Raw genomic sequence first — 21,571 nt, 5'->3', positions numbered from 1 at the left:
TGATTAAATAGTTTGAGGTATCAAGTCTAATTTTTCAATAACATTAACTACTTTATTATAATTACCATAATTTGGGGAACCGACACCCTTAACTTCGTGAGGGTAATTGTCCGCAATAACTGTAGCTAAATTATTGGCACCTGCTCTAAGTGAAAATTCCACATTTTCCGGCCCGACAGTTGGTGTTGGCATTGTAATTGTAATTTCCGGATACATTATGCGTGTAATCGCTACCATTTTTAATTGTTCTATCAGTGGAAATGGGGGATAATCTTCCATTGGTGTATCTGGATAGGGATTAAATCCCATTATTGGTATTTCTTCCAATGTTTTGAAATTAGATAAATAACGTAAATGCTTTATCCTGTCTTTTTTGCTTTCGCCAAGTCCTAAAAGTAATCCTGAGGATAAGCCTACTCCAATATCGCTTACTCTTTTACAGGTTAATATTCTTTGATCTAGTGAGTCTCCAGGTTTTCTTTGATAGAATACATCTTCGTTTATAGTTTCTAAATTGCAACATATTGTATCTACTCCTAAATTGGCCAAATCATTTACAGATTTTTCAGTTAAATCTCCACCTACATTAACCAGAATTTCTAAATTGGAGTTTTCTTTTACAATTTTACATGCATTAACTGCTTGTTTTCCTTTAAAGCCATATCCTCCAGAACAGCTAACGCGAGGAATATGTGCTTCCTGTATAGATTTAACTGCTGTTAATATTTCTTCATTGGATTTATAAAATGCATTGTAATAACCTGTTGAGGACGTTTCTTCTGCAAAACCGCAGTATTCACATCTAGGTTGAATTAAGCATTTGTTTGTAAGATGCACTGTTGATGTTAATTTAATTAGTTTTGATTGATTATCTCTTATATCACAGGCTATTTTGAATAATTTTTCTAATTTTTCATCGTCCTCGATATTTAACAATTCTAAAAATTCATCATCCGTTAATTCTTTTCCTTGTTTTGCTTTGTTTAGTATTTCATCAATCATCAACATTCATCTCTCAAAAATAATTTATAAAAAGTATTAAATTATTTTTTAATAACTAATTAGCTCAGATATTAAAAAATAAGTTAAAAATTGTTGGTTTAAACCAACAATCAAACTTATTATGTTTATTCATCTTTACCTAAGTAATCTAATACTGTAGGAACAATTTCAGCTAATGAACCGAAGTTCATTGAGTCAGCAGTACCTAACAATGCAGCTGGGTTTAAAGCATCGTCCATTTTGTCGATACCTTCGTCTTGCATTAATGCGGTTACTTGTGTTAAAGCTTCGTTAGCCATCATTTGTGCAAATCCTGCAGGAGCACCTAAAATTTGAGTAACGGTGTCTCTGTAAGCTAAGATACCTGCATAGGTAATTGCAGTTACAGCGGAACACATATCACATACAGGACCAACCATGTTAGCAGGTAATGTGAATGCGGATCCTCTTGCTTTTTGACCTAAGTCTAATAAAGTGTCAATGGATGCTTGGTCAGCAAATCCTTCTGCAATGTATACTTGTCCTTTCATTTCAGGTACAGCACCTGGGTGGTAGGAAGCTACGTTAACATTGGTTCCTAAGTCTTCGAAAATTTTGTTTAATCCAGTAGTTGGAATAGTACATGCATGAGTTACGATTGCACCTTCTTTAATGTCATCAGCGAAGTTTTTGATGATGTCAGGTTGCATACCTCCTTCTGGTAACCAGGTCATAACCCAATCAGCGTCAGCAACTGCTTCAGAATCATCAGTAGTACATTTCATACCTAAGTCTTCTGGGTGAGTAAAGTGAATAGCACCTTTTGCTGGTTTAGGTACGGTTTCAGCTAATTCATTAACTTTTGCTCTGATTGCAGGCATTACATCTTCAGGATTACCTGCTTTGTGAGCTGCGATAACTTCTGCATAATCAAAGTCGTCTACTACAGTGAAGTCACCGTCAAATACTGGGTCAGCTACAACAACTTCGTCAACACCAGCTAATTCTAATAATTCTGCACCCATTTCGATAGTGGAGTGGGTCATTGAAATATTTTCTTTTCCGGTTGCTTCTGCAACTTCACAAGCTCTTGCAAAGTTTGTAATTCCACTTGCAGCATGAGTTCTGTAACATCCTGCACCTAAAATTGCTACTTTCATTTTTTTATCTCCTTTTTTATTACGTCCTTCTAATTTTTCTTTTAATTTAGAAAGAACCATTTTTTTGTCTCCATTATAATTTTTTTCCTTCCAAATAAATTATTTCATTTGGAAGGATAGTTACTACATTGTTACGCTTTTAATTTGTTAGACATATTTTTAGTTAGGTAGTTATACATGTAGTAATAATTTTTATTAAATTCTTCTTACTATTTAAATCTTTACATAGGGCTTCAATTTAGTATTACTAGTTTTTATATGCTTTATTTATTTAGTAATACCAGTATTACTTTTTTTATTGATATGATAATAAAAGTATTACTTTATTATTTATTTCATTGTTTTAAAATTTGTTTTTGGTATGCCTAAAAACGAAAAGTTTTTATTTAATATTTCACTGAAATATAATTTAACAATAGATATTGAGAGGAGTTTATTTCATGTATGATTTAATAAAAAAAGCAGTTAATGAGGATGATGCGGCGATTGAAATATCAAAAATGGAAAACAAAGATGTTGTTGCAGTTGTTGATGCAATTTCCGAGTTATCTCTTGAAGAAACAATGAAATTGGGAATGCAATTTAAAAGATTTCCTTTAGGTTGTGATTTAACAGAAATTGTTGCAGGAACTTGTGCTTCTGATTTGGAACTGATGGATTTAATTGGAAACTGTCGATTAGCTGATATGATTGGTGCTCCGATACATATTTGCGCATATGCATTTTCTGATATTGCTGAAAAATTTGGAATGCGTGGAATTGAAGTTATGCAGATGGTTCACGATGTCGTTGATGTTCCTCTTGACCTTGATCATTTTGGTGAAAATGGTGCAATGAGACTTCCTAAAAATATTAGTGGATGTGGAGGGGAATGTTATAATAAAGGCCCTGCATTTACCGAATGTCCTCGCGGAAGAATACATGAAAGACTAATAGATAAGGAATTGGAACAAAAATCCGATAAGGAAGAATGGGTTAAATTATCTTCTTCTGTTGCAGTTAATGTAACCTCTGAACAAACTGGTGACGGTCATGCTGCTCCTTTAAAAGAAGCTGTTGATATAGCTAATTTGGCAAAGGAATATGGTAAAGGTTTGGAATCCATCATGTTTGTTGGTGACGGTTATGATGAAGTCATCACAGGTTTTGAAAAATCTATTGAAATTGGTGCTGATGTTATTGTTGTTGAAGGCGGACCGTTTAACAGATGTGAAAATACTACTGAAGCCTTTGCTAAAACTATTGCAGCAGCCAGAATATTATCTCCGGGAAAAGTAGTTGCAACTAATGGTGCATATGAACATGAAGTTCGTGCAGGTTTAAGAAGCGGTTTAAATATGGTAATAACGGGTTTTCCTAAAAATCATCATGGTTATATGTGTGGATTCGAACCTGGAACCGCAAGAAGAGGTAAATTCGGTCTTCCGAGAGTTATTCAAATTATTAATGAAGAATTCCCTAATAGAGGGTTGCCTGTTCAAAAGCATGATTTGATTGCTTTGGCTACTGCAGTTAAAATTGCAGGACCAGATTATATCTATCCAAGAAAAATCGGATCATATGCTGTGGGTGATGCACACTGGGCTACACTTGTCAGTTCTAATATGTATAAGAATATTCATTTAAAACATACATTGGATGAAATTGTTAATCTCGCTGAAGGAAATACGATTGCATTGCATGGAGGCAGATTTATTTCCTGGGTACTTGCTAATGAATTGGATAAGCATGTTGATGAAATTATAATTTCGGATGTTGATAAATGGGTATTGGATAATACTGTGGCAAACTTGCAGGATGCTTTAAATGCTACTATTATTGGTGAAACTGATGATAAAAAAGCAGCAGATTCTGCAGACTTTTCCATTGCATCATCAACAATGGTTCCAGTTAAAGAAAACGTGCTTAAAAAAGTACCGAATGCTTTAACTATAATATAATTCTTTCTTTTTTATTTTTCTTTATTTTCATTTATTTTTTTTAGTTTAATTATTTTTTCTCATGTTTTTCCTAATCAAAAAATATAAATTATAGTATCATCTTAAAGTTTAAATTGTTTGAAAATTATATTATTAATAATTAAATTTATGAAGGTAATTATCATGAATCATAAAAAACTTATATTAGTTGGAGCTATTTCAGGTTTAGTTACTTTATTAACCTATATTTTGGGTATTGCAGGTACTCTTATAGGTTCAGTACTTTTCTCCGTTCTTTATACGATGCTTTCAGAAGCATTGGAGGATCCTGTTTCCAATGCATCTTTCAGTCCGGATTTTGAATGGGATATTGTATATGTGGTTCCGTTGGTGGTAATTGCTTTTATTCAGCTAATGTTAATTTTTGCTTTACTTGCAGAAATGGGAATTTTACCATATGCTTTTGTCAGGTTCTTTTTAGCAATACAAGGTTTTGCTGCTAATAACTTATATAGGCTTTTAGGTATTGCATTGTTATTTATCAGTGCATATCCTCTTGTACTAAAACCAAACGTTGTTAAAAAAGAACACGGTTTAATTTTAGCTTTCGTCGGTTTGATATTTCTGGCTAGAGGATTTGTAGATATGGGAAATTTCATAACAAATGTTTATGATACTGTATTTATTCATTTTGATTTGCCTATAGCTATTATTGCATTTTTATTAATTACATTTGTCATATATAGAATCTTAAGCCTATCAAGTCAATCCCAAAGGGATTATAATCAAAAACAACATGTCTCAGATAATAATGCCAATGTTAATCACAGAAAAATGAATGTTCAAAGACAAACTCCTAGAAAAATAAACGGACATGTTAATCACTCTCCTCATCAACAGCATAATATAAATCATGGGGAGAATAACCATAATGGAAATCAAAGAAGATTTCAAAAAAGTATTAATAAATCCTCAAGTAATATTCGCTTCGAATCAAATGACTTGTTGGATGACTATAAAAAATAGATAGTATGACTAAGAAAAATAAGACGTTAAAGGATATTTTGGATTTGATATTATATGAAAATCCGGCAACACAAGATGAAATTGCCAAACGTTTGGGTATTTCACGCAGATATGTGACTCAATTAATACGGCCGTTAATTGAAGATGGCACTATTAAAAGAGCATATATGATTGATATGAAAAGTTATGAAAAAGTTGCTGAATCTTTGGGAGAATATGTGCGCCCTAAAAATGTTTCGGGAAATGTTTTAATTAATGAAATGTTATTTAATATGGCAAAACATGTTCGTTCTCAACTTGAAATGTCTTTTGATGCTATTTTAGAATCTGATGAGGATAAAGCAAATAAGGCTTTGGAAATGGATTATGTTACTAACAATATGGTTGAAAAAATCAGAACATCTGTTGAAACTATTGTCAGTATGAATTATACTTCGGAATTTTCAAAATCTGTATTGTACAACGAGGTTGCATATGATTTGGAGCGTATTGGAGATTACTGTGCTCATATTGCAAAATTTGTAATTAATGAGGTATATGAAGTAAATGAGGATATTCTTAAAAAACTAAAGAAAATGCATAAAACTGCTCAAAAAATGCTTCGTTTATCTATGCTTGTTTTTTTAGAAGGCCGTACTGATCTAAAAGATGATATTATGGAATTGGAGGAATCAATCCATATTCTTCAAACCAAATCTATTAATTTAATTGCAACCCAAATGGCTGAGAGTTCATTTGATGAAAAAGAACGTTCTAATTATTTCATATATTTATTTAGAGTAATTAAAGCATTTGAACGTATTGGTGATATTTCTGTTGAAATTATGGATGTGGCAGTTGAATTCCATGAAAATATTCCAAGACCAACCACTCCACGTACCTTCAGGCTGAGTTAATTTTTCACTTGTTTGCAGGTACAATAATTTTTAATTTTGTGACCAATTAAAATGATGGTTGTTAATAAATTATTTATTTTAATTAAATGGTTTTTGCAAATATGTGGTTTTAGTAAAAATCTTAATTCAATTCTATTGTGTTATCTACATGCCGTAGTGTAATTTTTTAATTTTATAAAAAAATAAATTAAAAAGAATCTAGTTGTCATAGATTCTTCCTGTTGCATGCCTGTCTGCCCAGCATTGGATACAAACTCCAATTGGAAGGCCTGCAGTATGGGTATGTGCTTTTAATATTTTCACATCTAATGTGGTTGTTTTTCCACCAAGTCCCATTGGTCCAATTCCGGATTCATTAATTTTAGCTAAAATCTCTTCTTCTAATTTAGCTATTTCAGGGTCGGGATTTCTTTCACCAACTTTTCCAAGCAATGCTTTTTTACCTAATTTTAGACATAAATCTGAAGTTCCTCCAATACCTACACCGACAACTGTTGGTGGGCATGGTTTTCCTTTTGCTTTAAGGACAGATTCAACTACAAATTCTTTTATTCCATCAATACCTTCAGCAGGCAATGCCATTTTTAGGGCATTATTGTTTTCTGAACCAAATCCTTTAGGTAAAATGGTTATTTCAAGATAATCCTCATCAATTAATTCAATGTCTATTGGTGGTATGTAATCTCCAACATTGATGTTTGTATTCTTACGGGATAATGGATCTACAATATTTGGTCTAATTGGAACTTCCTCTGTTGCTTTTTTAATACCTTCTTCAATTCCTTGGCGTAGGTTTTCCACTTTCACATTACCAAGTTTAACAAAGACAACAGGAAGGCCGGTATCTTGACACATTGGAATACCTTTTTCCTCAGCAAGGTCAATGTTTTTCAAAATAGCTTCAATATTTAATCTTGCCAAATCATGTTCTTCTTTTTCTAGCGCATCTTCAAGAGATTTTTTCACATCATCACCAAGAACAATTACTGCTTGCTTGTATAGTTCATAAACTTTATCTCTAATGACATCTTTAGTAATCAAAATAAAAACCTTGTAAAATTTAATTATTACTATTTTTGATTTTAAAAGATTATAAATATTTTTGAAAATTAGTTAAATATGGATGGCTCCAATAGGACAAACATCAACACATTGTTTGCATCTATCACATTTTTCTTCATTGATGGTAATAGCTCCGCCTAATACTTCAATGGCATTATTCGGACATTCTTTTAGGCATGGTGCTTCTGATGGTTGGCAGTTCATACAAAATAAAGAAGGTGTGTCAACTTCTTTAAGTTGACAATCACTTTCACAAGTTGTACAATTTAAACAATTCATAGAAAATATTCCTATTCGTCTAGAACCAGTCTGGCTCTAGCTTGACTTGTAATCACGTGGACAAATCCACCTTTTTTCTGATCAGGCTCGTAAATTCCTGCAAGTTTAGATAAGAATTTTTGCTGATTTTTAGCTTTAACTTTAGCAGGGTCGAGAACTGAAATAGCTCTTTTAGTACATGCTTTAATACATGCAGGGCCTTCTTCTCTGTCAGCACATAAATCACATTTCTCAGCAATACTTGCTGTGTAAGTCATTGCGCCGAATGGACAAACCATTACACATAATCCACAACCGATACATTTTGTTGTATCAACTTTTTCATCTGTTATCGCATCGGTTGGACAGATTTTAATACAAGGTGCACTTTCACAATGTTGACATACAATACCATAGAAGGAGGACTTATGTTCTATGATTTTTATTCTAGCTGCTGTATGGACAGATGCACACATATTTTCACAGTTGAGACATCCATCACACATATTACTATTTACGGAAATTTTTTCCATAGTTTTCCTCCTATAATCCTAATTCACTGCATTGTGCGTCTACGTATTTTTGTATTTTTTCGATTTGTTCATCTTGTAAGTGTCTGAATCTTTTTTGTTGTGATAAGTATTCTTTTACAGGTTTTCTTTCTTCAGGTGTAAAAGTAATGCTGAATTCACCGTTTTCAATTTCATATAATATCCAAGATCCAGTTTCTACAGCTAATCTACCCATTTCAATTGTTTTTTCAGAAGGGTATCCCCAACCGGTTGTACATGGTTGTTGTAAGTGTATGTAAGCAGGTCCTTCGATTGAAGCTGCTTTTTTAACTTTGTTTACAAAATCTTCTGGGTATGCAATTGATGCGGTAGCTACATATGGAATTCCATGTGCTGCCATAATCATAGGCATATCTTTTTTAGGTTTATCTTCTCCGAAACTTGCACTTCCTTGTGGTGAAGTAGTTGTTGTTGCACCAAAAGGAGTTGCTCCACTTCTTTGAATACCTGTATTCATATATGCTTCATTATCGTAACAAATGTATAACATGTTGTGTCCTCTTTCCATAGCTCCTGAAAGGGATTGCAAACCGATATCTACAGTTCCTCCGTCACCACCGAAAGCAACAACATTTACATCATCTTTTCCTTGTATTCTTAATGCAGCTTCAACACCAGATGCAACAGCACCGGAGTTTTCAAATGCTACGTGAATAAATGGAACTTCCCATGCAGATTCTGGGTATGGTGTAGTCATAACTTCAAGACATCCTGTAGCAGAAATAGCTACAGTATTTTCTCCTAAAGCATTAAGAGCTAATTTTACACCAATAGATGCTCCACAACCAGCACATCCTCTGTGTCCTGGTGCTAATAAATCTTTATCAGGTATATCTACCATATCTATTCCTCCTTAAGTCCTAGCCATGTGACATCTTTTTCTGGCACTTTTGTTTTTTCATATGCTTCTAATATGTATTCAGGGGTTATGTCTCTTCCACCTAAACCGGCAACGAATCCATATACATCTTTGTCAATTTTAACTTTCATATCAGAATAAAGTGCTCCACCAATTCCAAATGAGAAGTTTTTATCAATAACAGCTATTTTTTCACAATTTTTAACTGCTTCTTTAATTGCTTCAACAGGGAATGGTCTGTAAGCTCTAATTTTAAGTAAACCTACTTTTTCGCCTTGGTCTCTTAATTGATCAACAATTACTCTTATAGTACTACAAAGTGATCCCATTGCAACAAATATGATGTCTGCATCTTCGGTTTTGTATGGTTCAACAAGACCATATTGTCTTCCGAATATTTCTGCAAATTCATCACAAGTTTTTTGAATAACTTCGACTGAATTATCCATTGCAACTTGCATTGCATATCTTGCTTCAGTATAATAATCAGGATCAGCAAAGTTACCAATAGACATTGGTTCTTTCGGGTCAAGGTATGCATGTTCTGGAACGTATGGAGGTAAAAACTTATCTACACTTTCTTGATCTGGAATTTCTACCGGTTCAACTGTGTGTGTTAAAATAAATCCATCTAAACATACCATTGATGGAAGCAATACATCAGGATTTTCTGAAATTTTATAAGCCATTAAAGTAGTATCTAATGCTTCTTGAGCATTTTCGACATAAATTTGTAACCAACCAGAATCTCTTTGAGCAATTGAATCTTGTTGATCGTTCCAAATATTTAATGGAGCAGAAATTGCCCTGTTTGCATCAGCTAAAACGAATGGGGTTCTCATACCCGCTGCTGCAAATAAAATTTCGTGCATTAACATTAATCCTTGTGAAGATGTTGCTGTAAATACTCTTACTCCAGCACCACTAGCTCCAACAGCAGCACTTATTGCACTGTGTTCGGATTCTACTTTGACATATTTAGCATCAATTTTTTCATCAGCAACATATTGTGCTAAATATTCTGAGATTGTAGTTTGTGGAGTAATTGGATAAACAGGAATAACTTGTGGTTTAGCTAATCTAACAGCTTCTGCAACTGCTTTATTTGAGGTCATTACTTCTTTTACCATCTAATCACTCTCTTCTATTCTTTTACCATTTCAATTGCATCGGAAGGACATTCGTTTGCACAAATTCCGCATCCTTTACAGAAATCGTAATCTATATCATGTTGTTTGTTTACACTACCGTCTGGACAAAAGATAATACAATTATCACAATCAATACATTTTTCTTTGTCTAAAATTGGTTTGAAAGTTCTCCAGCTTCCGGTTTTGTTATTTCTACTATTACCTGGGTTTTTAATTACACATCCTATACTTACCATAATAAATCCCCCTATCCCATATCATAAGCTTTTTTAGTAGCTTCTACATTTAATTCCCCAACTTTTCCAGGGAATGTTTCTGCTATCACTTCAAGAAGTGAATCAATACTTACTGCTTGGGTTTTTTTAGCAAAAAATCCTAAAATAATAGTATTTACAATGTTACGTCCTAACATATCTAATGCTATTCCAGTTGCGTCAATACTGTGGACTTCGTGTGCTCCACTACCTTCAAAGGTTTCAGTATTAATAATAACTTCAGTATTGTCTTTAATTCCTGAAAATACATCTACTACATTCAATAATCCATCATCTAAAACTAATACATAGTCTGGATTATAGACTTGGTATCTTAAATCAATTGGCTCATCATCAATTCTTGTGAAAGCCATAACTGGAGCCCCTCTACGTTCTACTCCAAAAAATGGAAAAGCTTGTGAATATTTACCGTCTTTGAATGCTGCTTTAGCCAAAATTTCGGCAGCGGTTACGGAACCTTGTCCACCTCTTCCATGAAAACGAATTTCAATCATTAAATTTTCCTCCATATATTTATCATGTATAATCATTATAAATTCCAAAATATATAAATCTTATGTTATATTTTTATTTTACAATATTTTTGTTTAATTTTTAATTTATAATGCTTGTATTTATTGTTGTTTTTTTAATAGTTATTTTTTAGTTTAATAAAGATTAATTAAAAGGATTTAAGATTATCTAATTGTTTTGAGGTATTATTGCTTTTTCAAAGATTTAATATAATATAATAATTATAATATGTTTGAGGAGTTACTATGAAAGTTTTAATAATTACAGGAAATTTAGCATATCCGTTAATAAAAAATGTGGTTTCAGATTCATCCCAAGATGTTATTGTTCATATTGCTGATACACAAGTTGCAGCTTTCTTAACTCCAAAAATGATTATAAAAGAAGTAAAAACTTATTTTAAGGATCAATTAGATGAAATTGATTTAATTTTAGTTCCAGGTTTAATAAAAAAAGGCACTCGTGAAATAACAAAGGAACTTGGAATTCCAACATTTAAAGGATCTACTGATGGGGCAGATTTAGCAATGGTTTTAAATTTGCTTGATAATATTGAACTGTCTGAAGATAAACCTGCAGATAAATTGATAGAAGAAGAAAAACGAAAAGAAGCATTTAAAATAATTCAAGACTTTGAAAATGATGCTGAAACTATAGAAAAACTTCTTCAAAAACCTAATAATATAATGGTTGGAAAATTGCCTGTGGGTGAAGATTTTCCTATGAGGGTCTTGGCCGAAATAGCCAATGCGCCTTTTTTATCAAAAGAGGCGTTAATTAACAAATGCCAATATTTTGTTGACTGTGGTGCGGACATGATTGATATTGGTATGGCTGCAGGTGAAGATTTTTCAGATAAAATTCCTGAATTAATCAATACATTAAGACCAATTGTAGGAGATAGACCTTTAAGTATAGATACATTAAATGCTGATGAAATTATTGTGGCGGCTGAAAATGGAATTGATTTCGTTTTAAGTGTGGATTTAGGTAATCAATCTAAAGTAGCTCCATTATTAAAGGAAAAAGGAATTCCTGCAGTATTGCTTCCAACTAATTTTAGTGATGGAATTACACCAAAAACTCCCGAAGAAAGGGTCGAATTCATGAATCAGTTAATTGAAGATACTGATGGTTTGAAGTATGTTGCTGATTTGATATTGGATCCGGTTAACAGTGCAAGTGTTGTCGATTCAATCATTGCATTTAAGGATTTTCATGAAAAAAACAAAGCACCAATGTTTTTCGGTGTAGGTAATGTCATTGAATTAATGGATGCCGATTCTGGTGGAGCCAATGTATTGTTGGCTGGAATAGGTATGGAGCTTGGCGTAAGTATATTATTTACTCCTGAAGAAAGTGGAAAAACAAGAGGCAGCGTTTATGAGCTTTCAACTGCTTCTAAAATGATGTTTCTTGCAAAGCATAGAAAATCCATACCAAAGGACTTAGGAATCAATCTTGTTGCATTCAAGGATAAGCATAAAAGAAATGATGTTATCGAAAATGAACTGGATGGAATTCCACATGCAAAGCTTTCCGAACCTTTAAAATTCATTCGTGACAAGGCGGGCAGTTTCAGAATAAATGTTGATTATGGAACTACAGTAAGTGAAAGCAAAATTATCGCAACTCATTTTAAGAAAAATAAAGCGGATTTAGTAATTGTTGGAAAAACAGCTAAAGAAGTATATGAAGAAATAATAAAAAAAGAACTTGTTACCCGCATGGAACATGCAGCATATCTTGGAAGTGAACTCCAAAAAGCTGAAATCGCCATGATTACGGGTAAAGATTATGTTCAGGATTTTGAATTGTTCAAAAATCCTGATCAGTTTAAAAATTGATTTTTTTAGTCATCTATAATATCCCAGTCTTGTGAAGGCTCAGGTGCCGGAGTCGGGCTTGGAGACGGTGAAGGAGAAGGAGTATAACCTCCGCCAGAATCACTGCTTCCGCCAGATGAAGAACCTCCTTGTGAACTTGAACTACTTTGGCTTTGACTTTGGCTTTGACTAGATGAACTTGAACTTGTGGTTTTCTGACTTTCATTAAAAATTGAAAGTAGGCCATTATCATTTTTGTGCGTGCCGTTTGTGTTATTTACATCGGTAATATTATTTGTTGTTTTATCAAGACCGCTTGTGTAAACAACAGCACCCATTGTTAATATAATTATTGCTACTATAACAGCTAAAATAACCATATTATCAAATTTCATTCTTACCCTCCTATGCTATATTATTATTATTTTTTACCTATCAATATATTTAATATTTTTCATAAACTTTAAATTAGATTTATTATATAATTTAATTAAGTAAAATTTGATTGGTGTTTAAATTTGCAAAGTGAAGGATTAAGTATTAAAGATATTGATAAGGCTCTTTTAGAAGAGCAGTATGTTTCTAATAAAGAAATATCAACTACTCTGTTTTTATCTTTTTTATTAGCTAAACCTATGTTAATTGAAGGTCCACCGGGTGTTGGTAAAACAGAACTTGCCAAAGTTGTAGCCAAAACTTTTGATAGGGATTTCTTCAGAATTCAGTGTTATGAAGGTATTACTTTTGAACAGATTGTCGGTGAATGGAACTATCAAAAACAGTTATTGCACTTGGAAGCTGCAAAAAATACTGAAGCTAAAGAAGATACCATATTCGAAGAGGAATATTTTATTAGAAGATCACTTTTAAATGCTTTTCTAAATGAAAAGGATTCAGTTTTGCTCATCGATGAAATTGATAAGGCTGATGAAGAAGTTGAAAGTTTTCTACTTCAGGCATTAGGTGAACAGGAAATTACCATTAATGACTTAGGTACATTCCAGTTACAAAATGACTTGATTGTTATTTTAACTTCCAACTCACAAAGGTCACTTCTTGATGAGACAAAAGACAGATGTTTGTTCTTATATATTCCTTATCCTAGTGTTGAAAGGGAAATTGAAATTGTCAAGTCCAAGCTTCCGGAAGCTGATGATGATACAGTTTCAAAAGTTGTTAAAATTGTTCAGGAGATTAGAAGCCTTAATTTACTTAAAAAACCTTCCGTTAGGGGAACTGTGGATTGGGTAAAATCAGTTTCAAATTTAAATAACCGAAATACAACAGAAGCCATGAAAGATAGTGTTGGCGTAGCCATTAAAACTGAAAGTGATAAAAAACGTGTTATTAAAGATGTCCTAGATAGGAAATATTAAAATGGTTAATAAAATAGTCAATTTATCCAATCAATTGAGGGGAGCAGGCTTGCCGGTTAGTATTAGAAGTACTTTTTCTGCAAGTGAGGTTTATCTTCAGATTGGAGAAAGTGATAGGGATTTGCTTAGGACTGCCTTGAGGGCAATTTATGTTAAGGATAAATACGATATTCCTAAATTCAACAAGATTTTTGAAGAGATTTTCAAAAAGGAAAAGGTAAAGTCTGAAGCAGATGAAATGCTTGAAAGAGGTAAAGCATACAAGGGTACAGGCCCAAAATCCAATAAATATATTATTAAAAAACAAAATAATGCTTATAAAAAAGTTCAAAAAGAAAAGATGAACAATGAAAAGTTAAAAATGTTGTCTGGCCAGCCATTGCTTGATGAAGTTAAGGAACTTGAACGCGATGGGGAACTAATGAACAAGGATTTAACAAAACTCAACAGGTTTGACCCTAGAATGCTTGAAATTTGCCAAAGATTAGGTAGAAGAATAGCCAATAAACGTTCAAGACGTAAAATCCAATCATCTTCTCATAAAATAGATATGCGAAGAACCATTCGTGCTAATTTAAAATATGGTGGCGTACCAATCGAACTTGTTAAAGCTAAGCCAAGACCACATAAAAATGAACATTTGTTCCTGAATGATATTAGCGGGTCATGTGAATGGATTAGTAGTTGGTTTTTTATGTTAATGTTTTCTGCACAAACTGCATTTAAACATTCAAGAACTTTTGAATTTGATAATAAAGTTATAGAAACGACTGATGCTTTAAAAGAAGAATATCTTATAGATTCTTTTGTTAAGGTTAAAGATTTAAGAGTAAAGAATATGATGGTTCACGGAACATCCGACATGTACTCTGCATTCAAATCATTTCAGGAAAAGGCAAATTTAAACAATAAATCTTATGTGATAATATTATCTGATTGCAGGGATTGGGCAGGTCCAAAACAGAATGGAATACCTGCAAGTGTACATTTAGTTGAAGAGATGGTTCGTGACTCTAAAAAAGTTGTTATACTCAATCCGGAAGATAGAAATAAATGGGATATAGTTGATAGTTGTGTTTCACTTTATGAGGATGCTGGAGCACATGTATTTGAAGTTAATACCCTTAATCAATTAGCTCAATTTGTAGAGCAGATGTAGGTGAGAAAATGGATTGTACCAAATGCGGTAATCCTAATGTTATTATTAAAAAAGAACAGTCCGGCCAATATTTATGTAAGGATTGTTTCATTGAATCAATTGAAAAAAAAGTCATTAAAACAGTTAGGAAAGAAAAATTATTGGATAAAGGAGATAAGGTTTTAGTTGCACTTTCGGGAGGAAAAGATAGTGTAACAACACTTGAAATTTTGAATTCCTTTCGTGAACTCAATATTATTGATCTCTGTGCGGTAACTGTGGATGAAGGAATTGACAATTATAGGCAGGATGGAGTTGATATAGCTATTCGTCATGCTGAGCGTTTAGGTATAGAACACAAAATCGTTTCGCTGAAAGATACTTATGGCATTACATTAGATGAAATAATGCAAAAGCCTAATCATAAAGGTTCATGTTCATATTGTGGAGTTTTTAGAAGGACAATAATTAATAAGGCAGCTCGTGAAATGGGTGCTACAAAAATTGCTACAGGACATAATTTGGATGATGAAGTTCAAGCAATAATGATGAATTATCTTGAAGGCAATACTGATAATTTAACTAAACTGGGCGCTAAAACAGAATCAAAAGCAGAGGAATTTACAGTTAAAATAAAACCTCTTCGTGAAATTCCAGAACGTGAAATTGGTTTGTATGTTGTAGCAAAGGAATTGGAAGTTCACTTTGCAAGCTGTCCATATGCACAGCAATCTTTCAGAGGAGAAGTTTCTGAAGTAATTAATAAATTAAGTGAAGACCATCCAACAATAAAATATTCCACTTTGAGGGGATATGACAAAATTAAAAATGCAATTAAAGATGACTTTAAAAAGGAATATTCTCATGGAAGATGTGTAAAATGTGGTGAACCGTCAGCAAATGAATTATGTAAAGCATGTTCATTTATAGAAGAATTAAAAGGTGATTAAATGTCTTTTACGTTAAAATATAAAAATAAATCAGAATTAAAAGAAATACCTCAGGAAAATTATGCTATAAAAGATTTAATAACTGAATTAGGCCTATCAACTCAAACAGTTGTTGCAAAGCAAAATGGTGAGTTGGTAATAGAGGATACTATAATTAATGAAGATGATGAAATACAATTAATTCAAATAATATATGGTGGTTAATTTTGAAGATTAGTTATGAATGTGGGCCTTGTTTTTTAAGACAAGCTCGTGAAGCTATAGATTTAGCAACAGATGATGAAGATTTAAAAATGGAATTAATGAATGATATTTTTAAATTTTTAGCTACAAAATTTAAGAAAGGAACTAACTCAAATAAAACTGGTTCTCATATTCATAATCTTATTAAAGCCAAAACCGGTTGTGAAGATCCTTATATTAATCAGAAGATATTGGGTAATGAAATAGCGTTGAAATTCTTGCCATTGGCGAAAAATATTTTAAAAGAGAATGATTCGCTGGAAAATCGTGTAAAAATAGCTATTGTTGGTAATATCTTGGATTTTGGCGCGTTTGAATTAAGTGATGACATTGAGCAATTGCTGGCTGATTCATTGGATAATGACTTGGTAATAAAAGACATTGAGCCATTTGAAGAATCACTTGAAAAACAGGATAAAGTATTGTATCTGGTTGATAACACTGGTGAAATCGTTTTTGATAAGTTATTGCTGTCTAAAATTAAAGAATATGATTTGGACATTACAATTGCTGTAAAATCTAAACCTATATTAAATGATGCATGCATGGAAGATGCAATTAGTGCAGGTTTGGATGAATTCGGTGAAATTGTAGAGATAGGTGCCGGAACTGTAGGATATGTGGACAGTGAAATTTCAGATGAATTTAGAGAGATTTTTAACAGTCATGAATTTATTATCTCTAAAGGAATGGGAAATTATGAAGGATTAACAGAAATTGATTTGTCTGATAAAGATATTTACTTTTTGCTTTGTGCAAAATGCAATACAATCGCCAAAGATATTGGCGTTAATCTTAAAGATATGCTCATTTTAAAAAAATAGTGGTACTATGAAAATTGCTTTTATAGGTTTTGGAAAAGTTTCATATACACTTTCTAGAATAATTCAATCCCCAGGCATTGATTTAATAACCTCCGGTGAAAATCGCTCCAGCGATACTATTGAATTAATCAATAAAGCTGATGTTCAAGTTTATGATTCATTTTGTGAAGCTTTGACTGGTGCAGATATTATAATTTCAGCAGTCAGTCCTATAAACGCAGTTGAAGTTGCAACTAAATATGCTAAATATTGCAGTGGAATTTATTTGGATTTAAATAATATTTCACCAACCACAACAGAGAAAATCAATAATCTTTTAGACAATTTTGTGGATGGGGCAATTATTGGAAAAGTTGATTCTGAATCACCAACATTATTCTTGTCTGGAAAGAATGCTCGCGAACTGCTTTTTTTAAATGAATTTTTGAATGTAAAGATTATTTCTGATAAAATTGGTGATGCTTCTAAATTAAAATTGCTTAGAAGTACATATACAAAATCATTATCCGTTTTATTGATAGAAACATATGATTTGGCTAAAAAACTGGATTTGGAAGATGAGTTTTTTGATACGCTATCAATAACTGAAGGGGATGATTTTAAAGATAAATCTCTTTCAAGAATCAACAATACTTTAAAATCTTCAAAAAGAAAAGCTGAAGAGCTGGAAGAAATCTTAAATTATTTTAATAATGGGGATTTGGATATGGTTAAAGCTGCCCTTGATAAACTCAAGCAATTTTAACATTAATTTTATATCCTTTTTTATCTTTTTTGCTTTTTGCAGTAACTGGAATAAAATGTGAATCCATAATATATCTCAAATAGGTAACTTCCTTGGCAGGTAATCTTAAATTGGTTTTAATCTTTTTACCTTCACTTTTAAGCTGAACAGAGATTTTATTATTTTTATCAATATATAAATCTGCATTCAAATCTTCTTTCATTATTTTTGTTTCAAAACGGGTGAGATTTAAACCTGCATCGAGTTCCAGTGGCACATCTTTAACTTCAATGTTTCCTTGTCTGAATTCATCATTGGCTTTTTTAGCACTCATTCCTTCATGGGTTTTTGATGCAACATACCATGCTCGCTCAATTACCTTGGAAACTTTTTGCATTTCAGGAATGACTCCTTTGGACTCATAACTTTTCATTAAATCCATCACTTCTTTTTTTGTTACTTCCTCTTCAATAGAACTTATTGCAAGACGGGTCATAACTGGACCATAATCTGATCGTCTAAAAGCTGCCCAAACGGATTCAGGATTGGAATATACTCTTTTTTTAATTATTTGATTTATTGTTTTTCCATTAAGGTAAGCTATTTTTGTGAGATTTCCTCTTGAATATGTATTCATTCTTTTATAAATATCTGCCCAATTTCTGCCAAGATTAATGTTGTTTTTATCTATTTCCTCTTCAAGAATCTCTACAGTTGATTTTGGAAGTAACTTTTTAATTTCATTGGTTATGACATAATCATTGTCAATAATGGATTGTCTAATTAAACGGCCAGAGTATTTATCTTTGTTGAATTCCTTAACAATATGAAATTTTAATTTGGAACCTAAAAATGCATTCAATGCATACCATCGGATTTCATTTCTATTTTTAAAATTTTTCGGCATTCCTACAAAATTGCCCTCATCAATAAATTTTTGAGCTTTTGATGCAATTTCATCTAAAGAAATGCTTGCAGATGTTATATAATCTGTTGCACCGTCATCAATCATCTGTTGAAGTCTGATTGGAACGCTGTATGATAGTACCAATCTGTGGTGAAGTCCTTCAAATGATTTAATTTCATCAGCACCTAATGCCAAAGCCATTTCACTTCTGGCTTCAAAACTTGTAAAAAAAGGAGCGTGATTGGCACTGAAACCTTTATTCAAATAAACAACTAATTTTTTAGATTCCCTGTCAGCAATTTTTCGAGCTTCACTAATTAATTTTTCATGACCTTTGTGAACAGGGTCAAAATCTGCACTTATACATATCAAAATAAACACCAAAAAAATAAAGTTATGAGATTTAATTAAATAATCTCATGGCACCGCTAATTATTAACCATAATCCGATTAATGCCCCTAGAATAAAAGGATCTGAAATGTAACTTCCAATAATAATATAACATACACCTAATATTATTCCGATTATTCCTGTGTAGAATCCATATTTGGAACTACGGTTATTAATTAAGGAAACAAGACCTGCAATAATCAATATGATTCCTGCCAAGTAAAGGCTTATTCCAGCTAAAAAACTGAACATTGCAGGATCAAATATTAATCCAATACTTACTAAAAGAAGTACAACTCCTAAAACTAAATCAGTAATAGCACCATATTTATTATAATCAATTATTGAAATTCCCATCATTAATGAATAAATGGATATGAACAGAACGGATAATCCAATTATTGCACTGGGGGTCACAACTCCCAGCAGGGGAAATGCAATTATCATTATTCCAAAAATAATTGATAGTAAACTAACAATTTTATCTTTCATCTTAATCCTCCAATTAATAATTATTATGTATTATTTAATATAAGGGTATGTGTTTGATTTTAACTGTTGACTCATTCATATCTGCATTTTTTACTTCGGCCAACCATTCCTCTTTACATTCACAATCATATTCAATAATACTTTGATTTAAATTACAATCGATAATCATATGTTTTAAGTCTTTATTACATTTTTTACAATTATATGGGCCTCGTCTAGAACCAAATCCTGATGTATCAAGAAGAGATGGTATGCTAACTTCTTGCCTAACTGTATTGATGATTTCAACACAGCTCCAAATCCATGGTGGCTGATATGCACCTTTTCTCCATAATCTTTCAATAACGGTTCCTCCATGAATTGTAGCGGGGCAGAATGATAATCTGTCTACACCAATAGATTCACAATCCTTTGCAGTCTGAACTGCTTCAGCTATTGTTTGTGATTCACTAACAAGTATAGGTTTTACAAAAATGTAAGCTTTTGATTTAAGATTATATCCTTTGCTATCTCTCAAGTTCTGCATCAGTTTAACTGCATCTTCAAAGTCTTTGAAAGTAAAACCTTTATTAATTTTATTTAATCGAGTATAATCATTTGATGTTTCAAGGCCTATGCTGACTTCAAATAATCTGTCTCCAATAATATTAAAAATATCATCCAAATACTCTTCCTTAACATATTCTGGTCTTGACTCAACAATAATCTCTGAAACATTATTCATATTGGCTAGGGTAGTTAATATTTCATCACGTGCATCTATAGGAAGTTCGTATGGATTAAGAAAACTTCCTGATGCAAATAATTTAACAGCTATTTTATCTTCATTTTCAATATCAAATCTGGATAAGTGATCGTGAAAAATATTAAGGATGGTTTCAGTATCAATCGGTTCCAATGTACAATCGGATACATAGCTGCACATTGTACATCCTCCACTGTCCCCTAATGCCCATGAGCATCCTGGTGTTGGAAGAATAATAAATAATGTTTTTGAAATACCGTCATATGTTAAATCATCATTATACCAACTTGCACCAACTTGTTCTGGTGTTTTTGGATCTTTTCGCTCAAAAGCTCTACTTCGAATTTCTTTACATAAATTTTCAATTTCCATTATAATATTATTGTAATTATGTTATAATTAAAATTGTTGTTAAAAAAAGTTTTGTTATTAAGTTGTGTATACGTGATTTAAAAAAATAAAAAAAGAAAAGGAAGCAAGTTTAGAAACTTGCGATTACTTCTCCTAATAATTTAATGGATTCTTCTACGTCTTTACCAACAGGGGAACCTGCTACGTATTGAGTTACACCCATTTCAGCTAAGCCTTCAATTTTAGGGATGAATTCATCAGGAGTACCACATACTGAGAATGCATCGAGAGCTTCAGGAGTTACAGCACCAATAGCTCCACCGAAGTCACCTTTAGCTAAGAATTCACCCATTTTTTCGTTGAATCCTTCAGGTAATCCGTGTCTTTCGATAACTGGAGGTGGGGAACCTGCTGCGATAAATGCAACAACGATTTTAGCTGCATTTTTAGCTGCATCTGAGTCAGGACCGATTGAAGTTGCAGTGTATGCACCAACATCGAATGCTTTGTCTCCACCAGCTGCTTCAAGACCTTTTTTGATCATTGGCATAGCTGCTTCATAATCTTTAGGGTTGGAAGCGTTAATTAATACACCGTCTGCGATTTCTCCAGCGGTTTCTAACATTTTAGGTCCTTGTGCACCCATGTAAATAGGGATTGCATCTTGTACTTTTTTAACTCCACCTAAAGCTGCTCCAGCTTCAGTTTTTTCACCTGCTAATAAGGTGTTAATGTCAGCGATTGCTGCTTTGATAGTGGATACAGGTTTAGTCCATTCAATTCCTAAAGCATCGAAAGTTGCTTTGTCACCAGGACCAATACCGAAGGTTGCTCTACCTTCTGAAATTTCGTCAATAGTTGCAATTGCAGAAGCGGAAATTGCTGGGCTTCTTACGTATGGGTTGGTTACACCAGGACCCATTTTAATGGTT

24 protein-coding genes are annotated in these 21,571 nt (G+C 32.6%); 10 read left to right on the top strand and 14 right to left on the bottom strand.

The window, feature by feature from the left end; translation table 11 throughout:
• Positions 1-3: 3 nt before the first annotated feature.
• The gene (hmdB, locus tag ACKI5C_RS08300) at positions 4-1,002 is read right to left on the bottom strand and encodes a 5,10-methenyltetrahydromethanopterin hydrogenase cofactor biosynthesis protein HmdB (protein ID WP_407432683.1); all 999 of its coding nucleotides are present in this window, start codon (positions 1,000-1,002) and stop codon (positions 4-6) included.
• 125 nt (positions 1,003-1,127) lie between these two features.
• Complete coding sequence (gene hmd / locus ACKI5C_RS08295; protein WP_407432691.1) at positions 1,128-2,141, bottom strand: 5,10-methenyltetrahydromethanopterin hydrogenase; 1,014 nt, start codon at positions 2,139-2,141, stop codon at positions 1,128-1,130.
• A gap of 440 nt (positions 2,142-2,581) precedes the next feature.
• Between hmd and hmdC the strand changes: the two genes are divergently transcribed.
• The 3 genes from hmdC to ACKI5C_RS08280 all read left to right on the top strand — a co-directional run bounded on the left by hmdC (position 2,582) and on the right by ACKI5C_RS08280 (position 5,982).
• Complete coding sequence (gene hmdC, locus ACKI5C_RS08290; protein WP_407432682.1) at positions 2,582-4,081, top strand: 5,10-methenyltetrahydromethanopterin hydrogenase cofactor biosynthesis protein HmdC; 1,500 nt, start codon at positions 2,582-2,584, stop codon at positions 4,079-4,081.
• Positions 4,082-4,243: 162 nt separating this feature from the next.
• Positions 4,244-5,086, top strand: coding sequence for a hypothetical protein (locus ACKI5C_RS08285; protein ID WP_407432681.1), 843 nt, complete (start codon positions 4,244-4,246; stop codon positions 5,084-5,086).
• Between the two features lie 5 nt (positions 5,087-5,091).
• Complete coding sequence (locus ACKI5C_RS08280) at positions 5,092-5,982, top strand: PhoU domain-containing protein (protein WP_407432680.1); 891 nt, start codon at positions 5,092-5,094, stop codon at positions 5,980-5,982.
• Positions 5,983-6,180: 198 nt separating this feature from the next.
• Here ACKI5C_RS08280 and ACKI5C_RS08275 read toward each other — a convergent pair whose 3' ends face one another.
• The 7 genes from ACKI5C_RS08275 to ACKI5C_RS08245 all read right to left on the bottom strand — a co-directional run bounded on the left by ACKI5C_RS08275 (position 6,181) and on the right by ACKI5C_RS08245 (position 10,653).
• Positions 6,181-7,023 (bottom strand): fumarate hydratase, encoded by an 843-nt coding sequence (locus ACKI5C_RS08275; RefSeq protein WP_407432679.1) that lies wholly within the window; start codon positions 7,021-7,023, stop codon positions 6,181-6,183.
• A 72-nt stretch (positions 7,024-7,095) separates the two neighbouring features.
• Complete coding sequence (locus tag ACKI5C_RS08270; protein ID WP_296795286.1) at positions 7,096-7,323, bottom strand: 4Fe-4S binding protein; 228 nt, start codon at positions 7,321-7,323, stop codon at positions 7,096-7,098.
• A gap of 11 nt (positions 7,324-7,334) precedes the next feature.
• Positions 7,335-7,835 (bottom strand): 4Fe-4S dicluster domain-containing protein, encoded by a 501-nt coding sequence (locus ACKI5C_RS08265; protein WP_296795284.1) that lies wholly within the window; start codon positions 7,833-7,835, stop codon positions 7,335-7,337.
• A 10-nt stretch (positions 7,836-7,845) separates the two neighbouring features.
• Entirely contained in the window at positions 7,846-8,715 is an 870-nt protein-coding gene (gene porB / locus ACKI5C_RS08260) for a pyruvate synthase subunit PorB (RefSeq protein ID WP_296795281.1), read from the bottom strand.
• 2 nt (positions 8,716-8,717) lie between these two features.
• The gene (porA, locus tag ACKI5C_RS08255) at positions 8,718-9,863 is read right to left on the bottom strand and encodes a pyruvate synthase subunit PorA (protein ID WP_407432678.1); all 1,146 of its coding nucleotides are present in this window, start codon (positions 9,861-9,863) and stop codon (positions 8,718-8,720) included.
• A gap of 14 nt (positions 9,864-9,877) precedes the next feature.
• Entirely contained in the window at positions 9,878-10,120 is a 243-nt protein-coding gene (porD, locus tag ACKI5C_RS08250; protein WP_296795274.1) for a pyruvate synthase subunit PorD, read from the bottom strand.
• Positions 10,121-10,131: 11 nt separating this feature from the next.
• Positions 10,132-10,653: a pyruvate ferredoxin oxidoreductase subunit gamma gene (locus tag ACKI5C_RS08245; protein WP_407432677.1), complete on the bottom strand. Its 522-nt coding sequence runs from the start codon at positions 10,651-10,653 to the stop codon at positions 10,132-10,134.
• Between the two features lie 264 nt (positions 10,654-10,917).
• Here ACKI5C_RS08245 and ACKI5C_RS08240 point away from each other — a divergent pair, with 264 nt between their 5' ends.
• A complete protein-coding gene (locus ACKI5C_RS08240; RefSeq protein WP_407432676.1) occupies positions 10,918-12,519 on the top strand; it encodes a dihydropteroate synthase-like protein in 1,602 nt (533 codons plus the stop codon).
• A gap of 5 nt (positions 12,520-12,524) precedes the next feature.
• Here ACKI5C_RS08240 and ACKI5C_RS08235 read toward each other — a convergent pair whose 3' ends face one another.
• A complete protein-coding gene (locus tag ACKI5C_RS08235; RefSeq protein ID WP_407432675.1) occupies positions 12,525-12,893 on the bottom strand; it encodes a hypothetical protein in 369 nt (122 codons plus the stop codon).
• 123 nt (positions 12,894-13,016) lie between these two features.
• Between ACKI5C_RS08235 and ACKI5C_RS08230 the strand changes: the two genes are divergently transcribed.
• Genes ACKI5C_RS08230 through ACKI5C_RS08205 form a run of 6 tightly spaced genes read left to right on the top strand, consistent with a single transcriptional unit; the run spans position 13,017 to position 17,774 of the window.
• A complete protein-coding gene (locus ACKI5C_RS08230) occupies positions 13,017-13,874 on the top strand; it encodes an AAA family ATPase (RefSeq protein WP_407432674.1) in 858 nt (285 codons plus the stop codon).
• A 1-nt stretch (position 13,875) separates the two neighbouring features.
• A complete protein-coding gene (locus ACKI5C_RS08225) occupies positions 13,876-15,033 on the top strand; it encodes a vWA domain-containing protein (protein WP_407432673.1) in 1,158 nt (385 codons plus the stop codon).
• A gap of 8 nt (positions 15,034-15,041) precedes the next feature.
• Complete coding sequence (locus ACKI5C_RS08220) at positions 15,042-15,962, top strand: TIGR00269 family protein (protein WP_407432672.1); 921 nt, start codon at positions 15,042-15,044, stop codon at positions 15,960-15,962.
• Complete coding sequence (locus ACKI5C_RS08215) at positions 15,963-16,166, top strand: MoaD/ThiS family protein (protein ID WP_296795256.1); 204 nt, start codon at positions 15,963-15,965, stop codon at positions 16,164-16,166. It abuts the gene before it with no gap.
• Positions 16,167-16,168: 2 nt separating this feature from the next.
• Positions 16,169-17,029, top strand: coding sequence for a damage-control phosphatase ARMT1 family protein (locus ACKI5C_RS08210; RefSeq protein ID WP_407432671.1), 861 nt, complete (start codon positions 16,169-16,171; stop codon positions 17,027-17,029).
• A 7-nt stretch (positions 17,030-17,036) separates the two neighbouring features.
• Positions 17,037-17,774: an NAD(P)-binding domain-containing protein gene (locus ACKI5C_RS08205; protein ID WP_407432670.1), complete on the top strand. Its 738-nt coding sequence runs from the start codon at positions 17,037-17,039 to the stop codon at positions 17,772-17,774.
• On the opposite strand, the gene ACKI5C_RS08200 is transcribed toward ACKI5C_RS08205, so the two are convergent.
• From ACKI5C_RS08200 to mer, 4 genes are all read right to left on the bottom strand, one after another.
• Positions 17,761-19,041 carry a cytidyltransferase gene (locus tag ACKI5C_RS08200; protein WP_407432669.1) on the bottom strand — a complete coding sequence of 427 codons (1,281 nt, stop codon included), beginning with the start codon at positions 19,039-19,041 and terminating at the stop codon, positions 17,761-17,763. The genes ACKI5C_RS08205 and ACKI5C_RS08200 overlap by 14 nt on opposite strands.
• Before the next feature lie 22 nt (positions 19,042-19,063).
• Positions 19,064-19,543: a DUF308 domain-containing protein gene (locus ACKI5C_RS08195; protein WP_407432668.1), complete on the bottom strand. Its 480-nt coding sequence runs from the start codon at positions 19,541-19,543 to the stop codon at positions 19,064-19,066.
• A 34-nt stretch (positions 19,544-19,577) separates the two neighbouring features.
• Entirely contained in the window at positions 19,578-20,660 is a 1,083-nt protein-coding gene (locus ACKI5C_RS08190) for an archaeosine biosynthesis radical SAM protein RaSEA (RefSeq protein ID WP_407432667.1), read from the bottom strand.
• Between the two features lie 109 nt (positions 20,661-20,769).
• The coding region (gene mer, locus ACKI5C_RS08185; RefSeq protein ID WP_407432666.1) for a 5,10-methylenetetrahydromethanopterin reductase at positions 20,770-21,571 on the bottom strand (802 nt) is incomplete at its 5' end.

Origin of the sequence: Methanobrevibacter sp. (assembly GCF_045646045.1) — an archaeon.
Lineage (GTDB): Archaea > Methanobacteriota > Methanobacteria > Methanobacteriales > Methanobacteriaceae > Methanocatella.
Note: the sequence above shows the minus strand (reverse complement) of the source record. Positions and strands in the feature narration are given on the sequence as shown.

What these genes read in the sequence shown, in the direction of transcription:
- ACKI5C_RS08235 (WP_407432675.1), bottom strand. Translation starts at nt 12,893, where the DNA reads ATGAAATTTGATAATATGGTTATTTTAGCTGTTATAGTAGCAATAATT.
- ACKI5C_RS08245 (WP_407432677.1), bottom strand. Translation starts at nt 10,653, where the DNA reads ATGATTGAAATTCGTTTTCATGGAAGAGGTGGACAAGGTTCCGTAACC.
- ACKI5C_RS08215 (WP_296795256.1), top strand. Translation starts at nt 15,963, where the DNA reads ATGTCTTTTACGTTAAAATATAAAAATAAATCAGAATTAAAAGAAATA.
- ACKI5C_RS08190 (WP_407432667.1), bottom strand. Translation starts at nt 20,660, where the DNA reads ATGGAAATTGAAAATTTATGTAAAGAAATTCGAAGTAGAGCTTTTGAG.
- porB (WP_296795281.1), bottom strand. Translation starts at nt 8,715, where the DNA reads ATGGTAGATATACCTGATAAAGATTTATTAGCACCAGGACACAGAGGA.
- ACKI5C_RS08205 (WP_407432670.1), top strand. Translation starts at nt 17,037, where the DNA reads ATGAAAATTGCTTTTATAGGTTTTGGAAAAGTTTCATATACACTTTCT.
- ACKI5C_RS08240 (WP_407432676.1), top strand. Translation starts at nt 10,918, where the DNA reads ATGAAAGTTTTAATAATTACAGGAAATTTAGCATATCCGTTAATAAAA.
- ACKI5C_RS08195 (WP_407432668.1), bottom strand. Translation starts at nt 19,543, where the DNA reads ATGAAAGATAAAATTGTTAGTTTACTATCAATTATTTTTGGAATAATG.
- porA (WP_407432678.1), bottom strand. Translation starts at nt 9,863, where the DNA reads ATGGTAAAAGAAGTAATGACCTCAAATAAAGCAGTTGCAGAAGCTGTT.
- hmd (WP_407432691.1), bottom strand. Translation starts at nt 2,141, where the DNA reads ATGAAAGTAGCAATTTTAGGTGCAGGATGTTACAGAACTCATGCTGCA.
- ACKI5C_RS08280 (WP_407432680.1), top strand. Translation starts at nt 5,092, where the DNA reads ATGACTAAGAAAAATAAGACGTTAAAGGATATTTTGGATTTGATATTA.
- porD (WP_296795274.1), bottom strand. Translation starts at nt 10,120, where the DNA reads ATGGTAAGTATAGGATGTGTAATTAAAAACCCAGGTAATAGTAGAAAT.
- hmdB (WP_407432683.1), bottom strand. Translation starts at nt 1,002, where the DNA reads ATGATTGATGAAATACTAAACAAAGCAAAACAAGGAAAAGAATTAACG.
- ACKI5C_RS08265 (WP_296795284.1), bottom strand. Translation starts at nt 7,835, where the DNA reads ATGGAAAAAATTTCCGTAAATAGTAATATGTGTGATGGATGTCTCAAC.
- ACKI5C_RS08285 (WP_407432681.1), top strand. Translation starts at nt 4,244, where the DNA reads ATGAATCATAAAAAACTTATATTAGTTGGAGCTATTTCAGGTTTAGTT.
- ACKI5C_RS08225 (WP_407432673.1), top strand. Translation starts at nt 13,876, where the DNA reads ATGGTTAATAAAATAGTCAATTTATCCAATCAATTGAGGGGAGCAGGC.
- ACKI5C_RS08220 (WP_407432672.1), top strand. Translation starts at nt 15,042, where the DNA reads ATGGATTGTACCAAATGCGGTAATCCTAATGTTATTATTAAAAAAGAA.
- hmdC (WP_407432682.1), top strand. Translation starts at nt 2,582, where the DNA reads ATGTATGATTTAATAAAAAAAGCAGTTAATGAGGATGATGCGGCGATT.
- ACKI5C_RS08270 (WP_296795286.1), bottom strand. Translation starts at nt 7,323, where the DNA reads ATGAATTGTTTAAATTGTACAACTTGTGAAAGTGATTGTCAACTTAAA.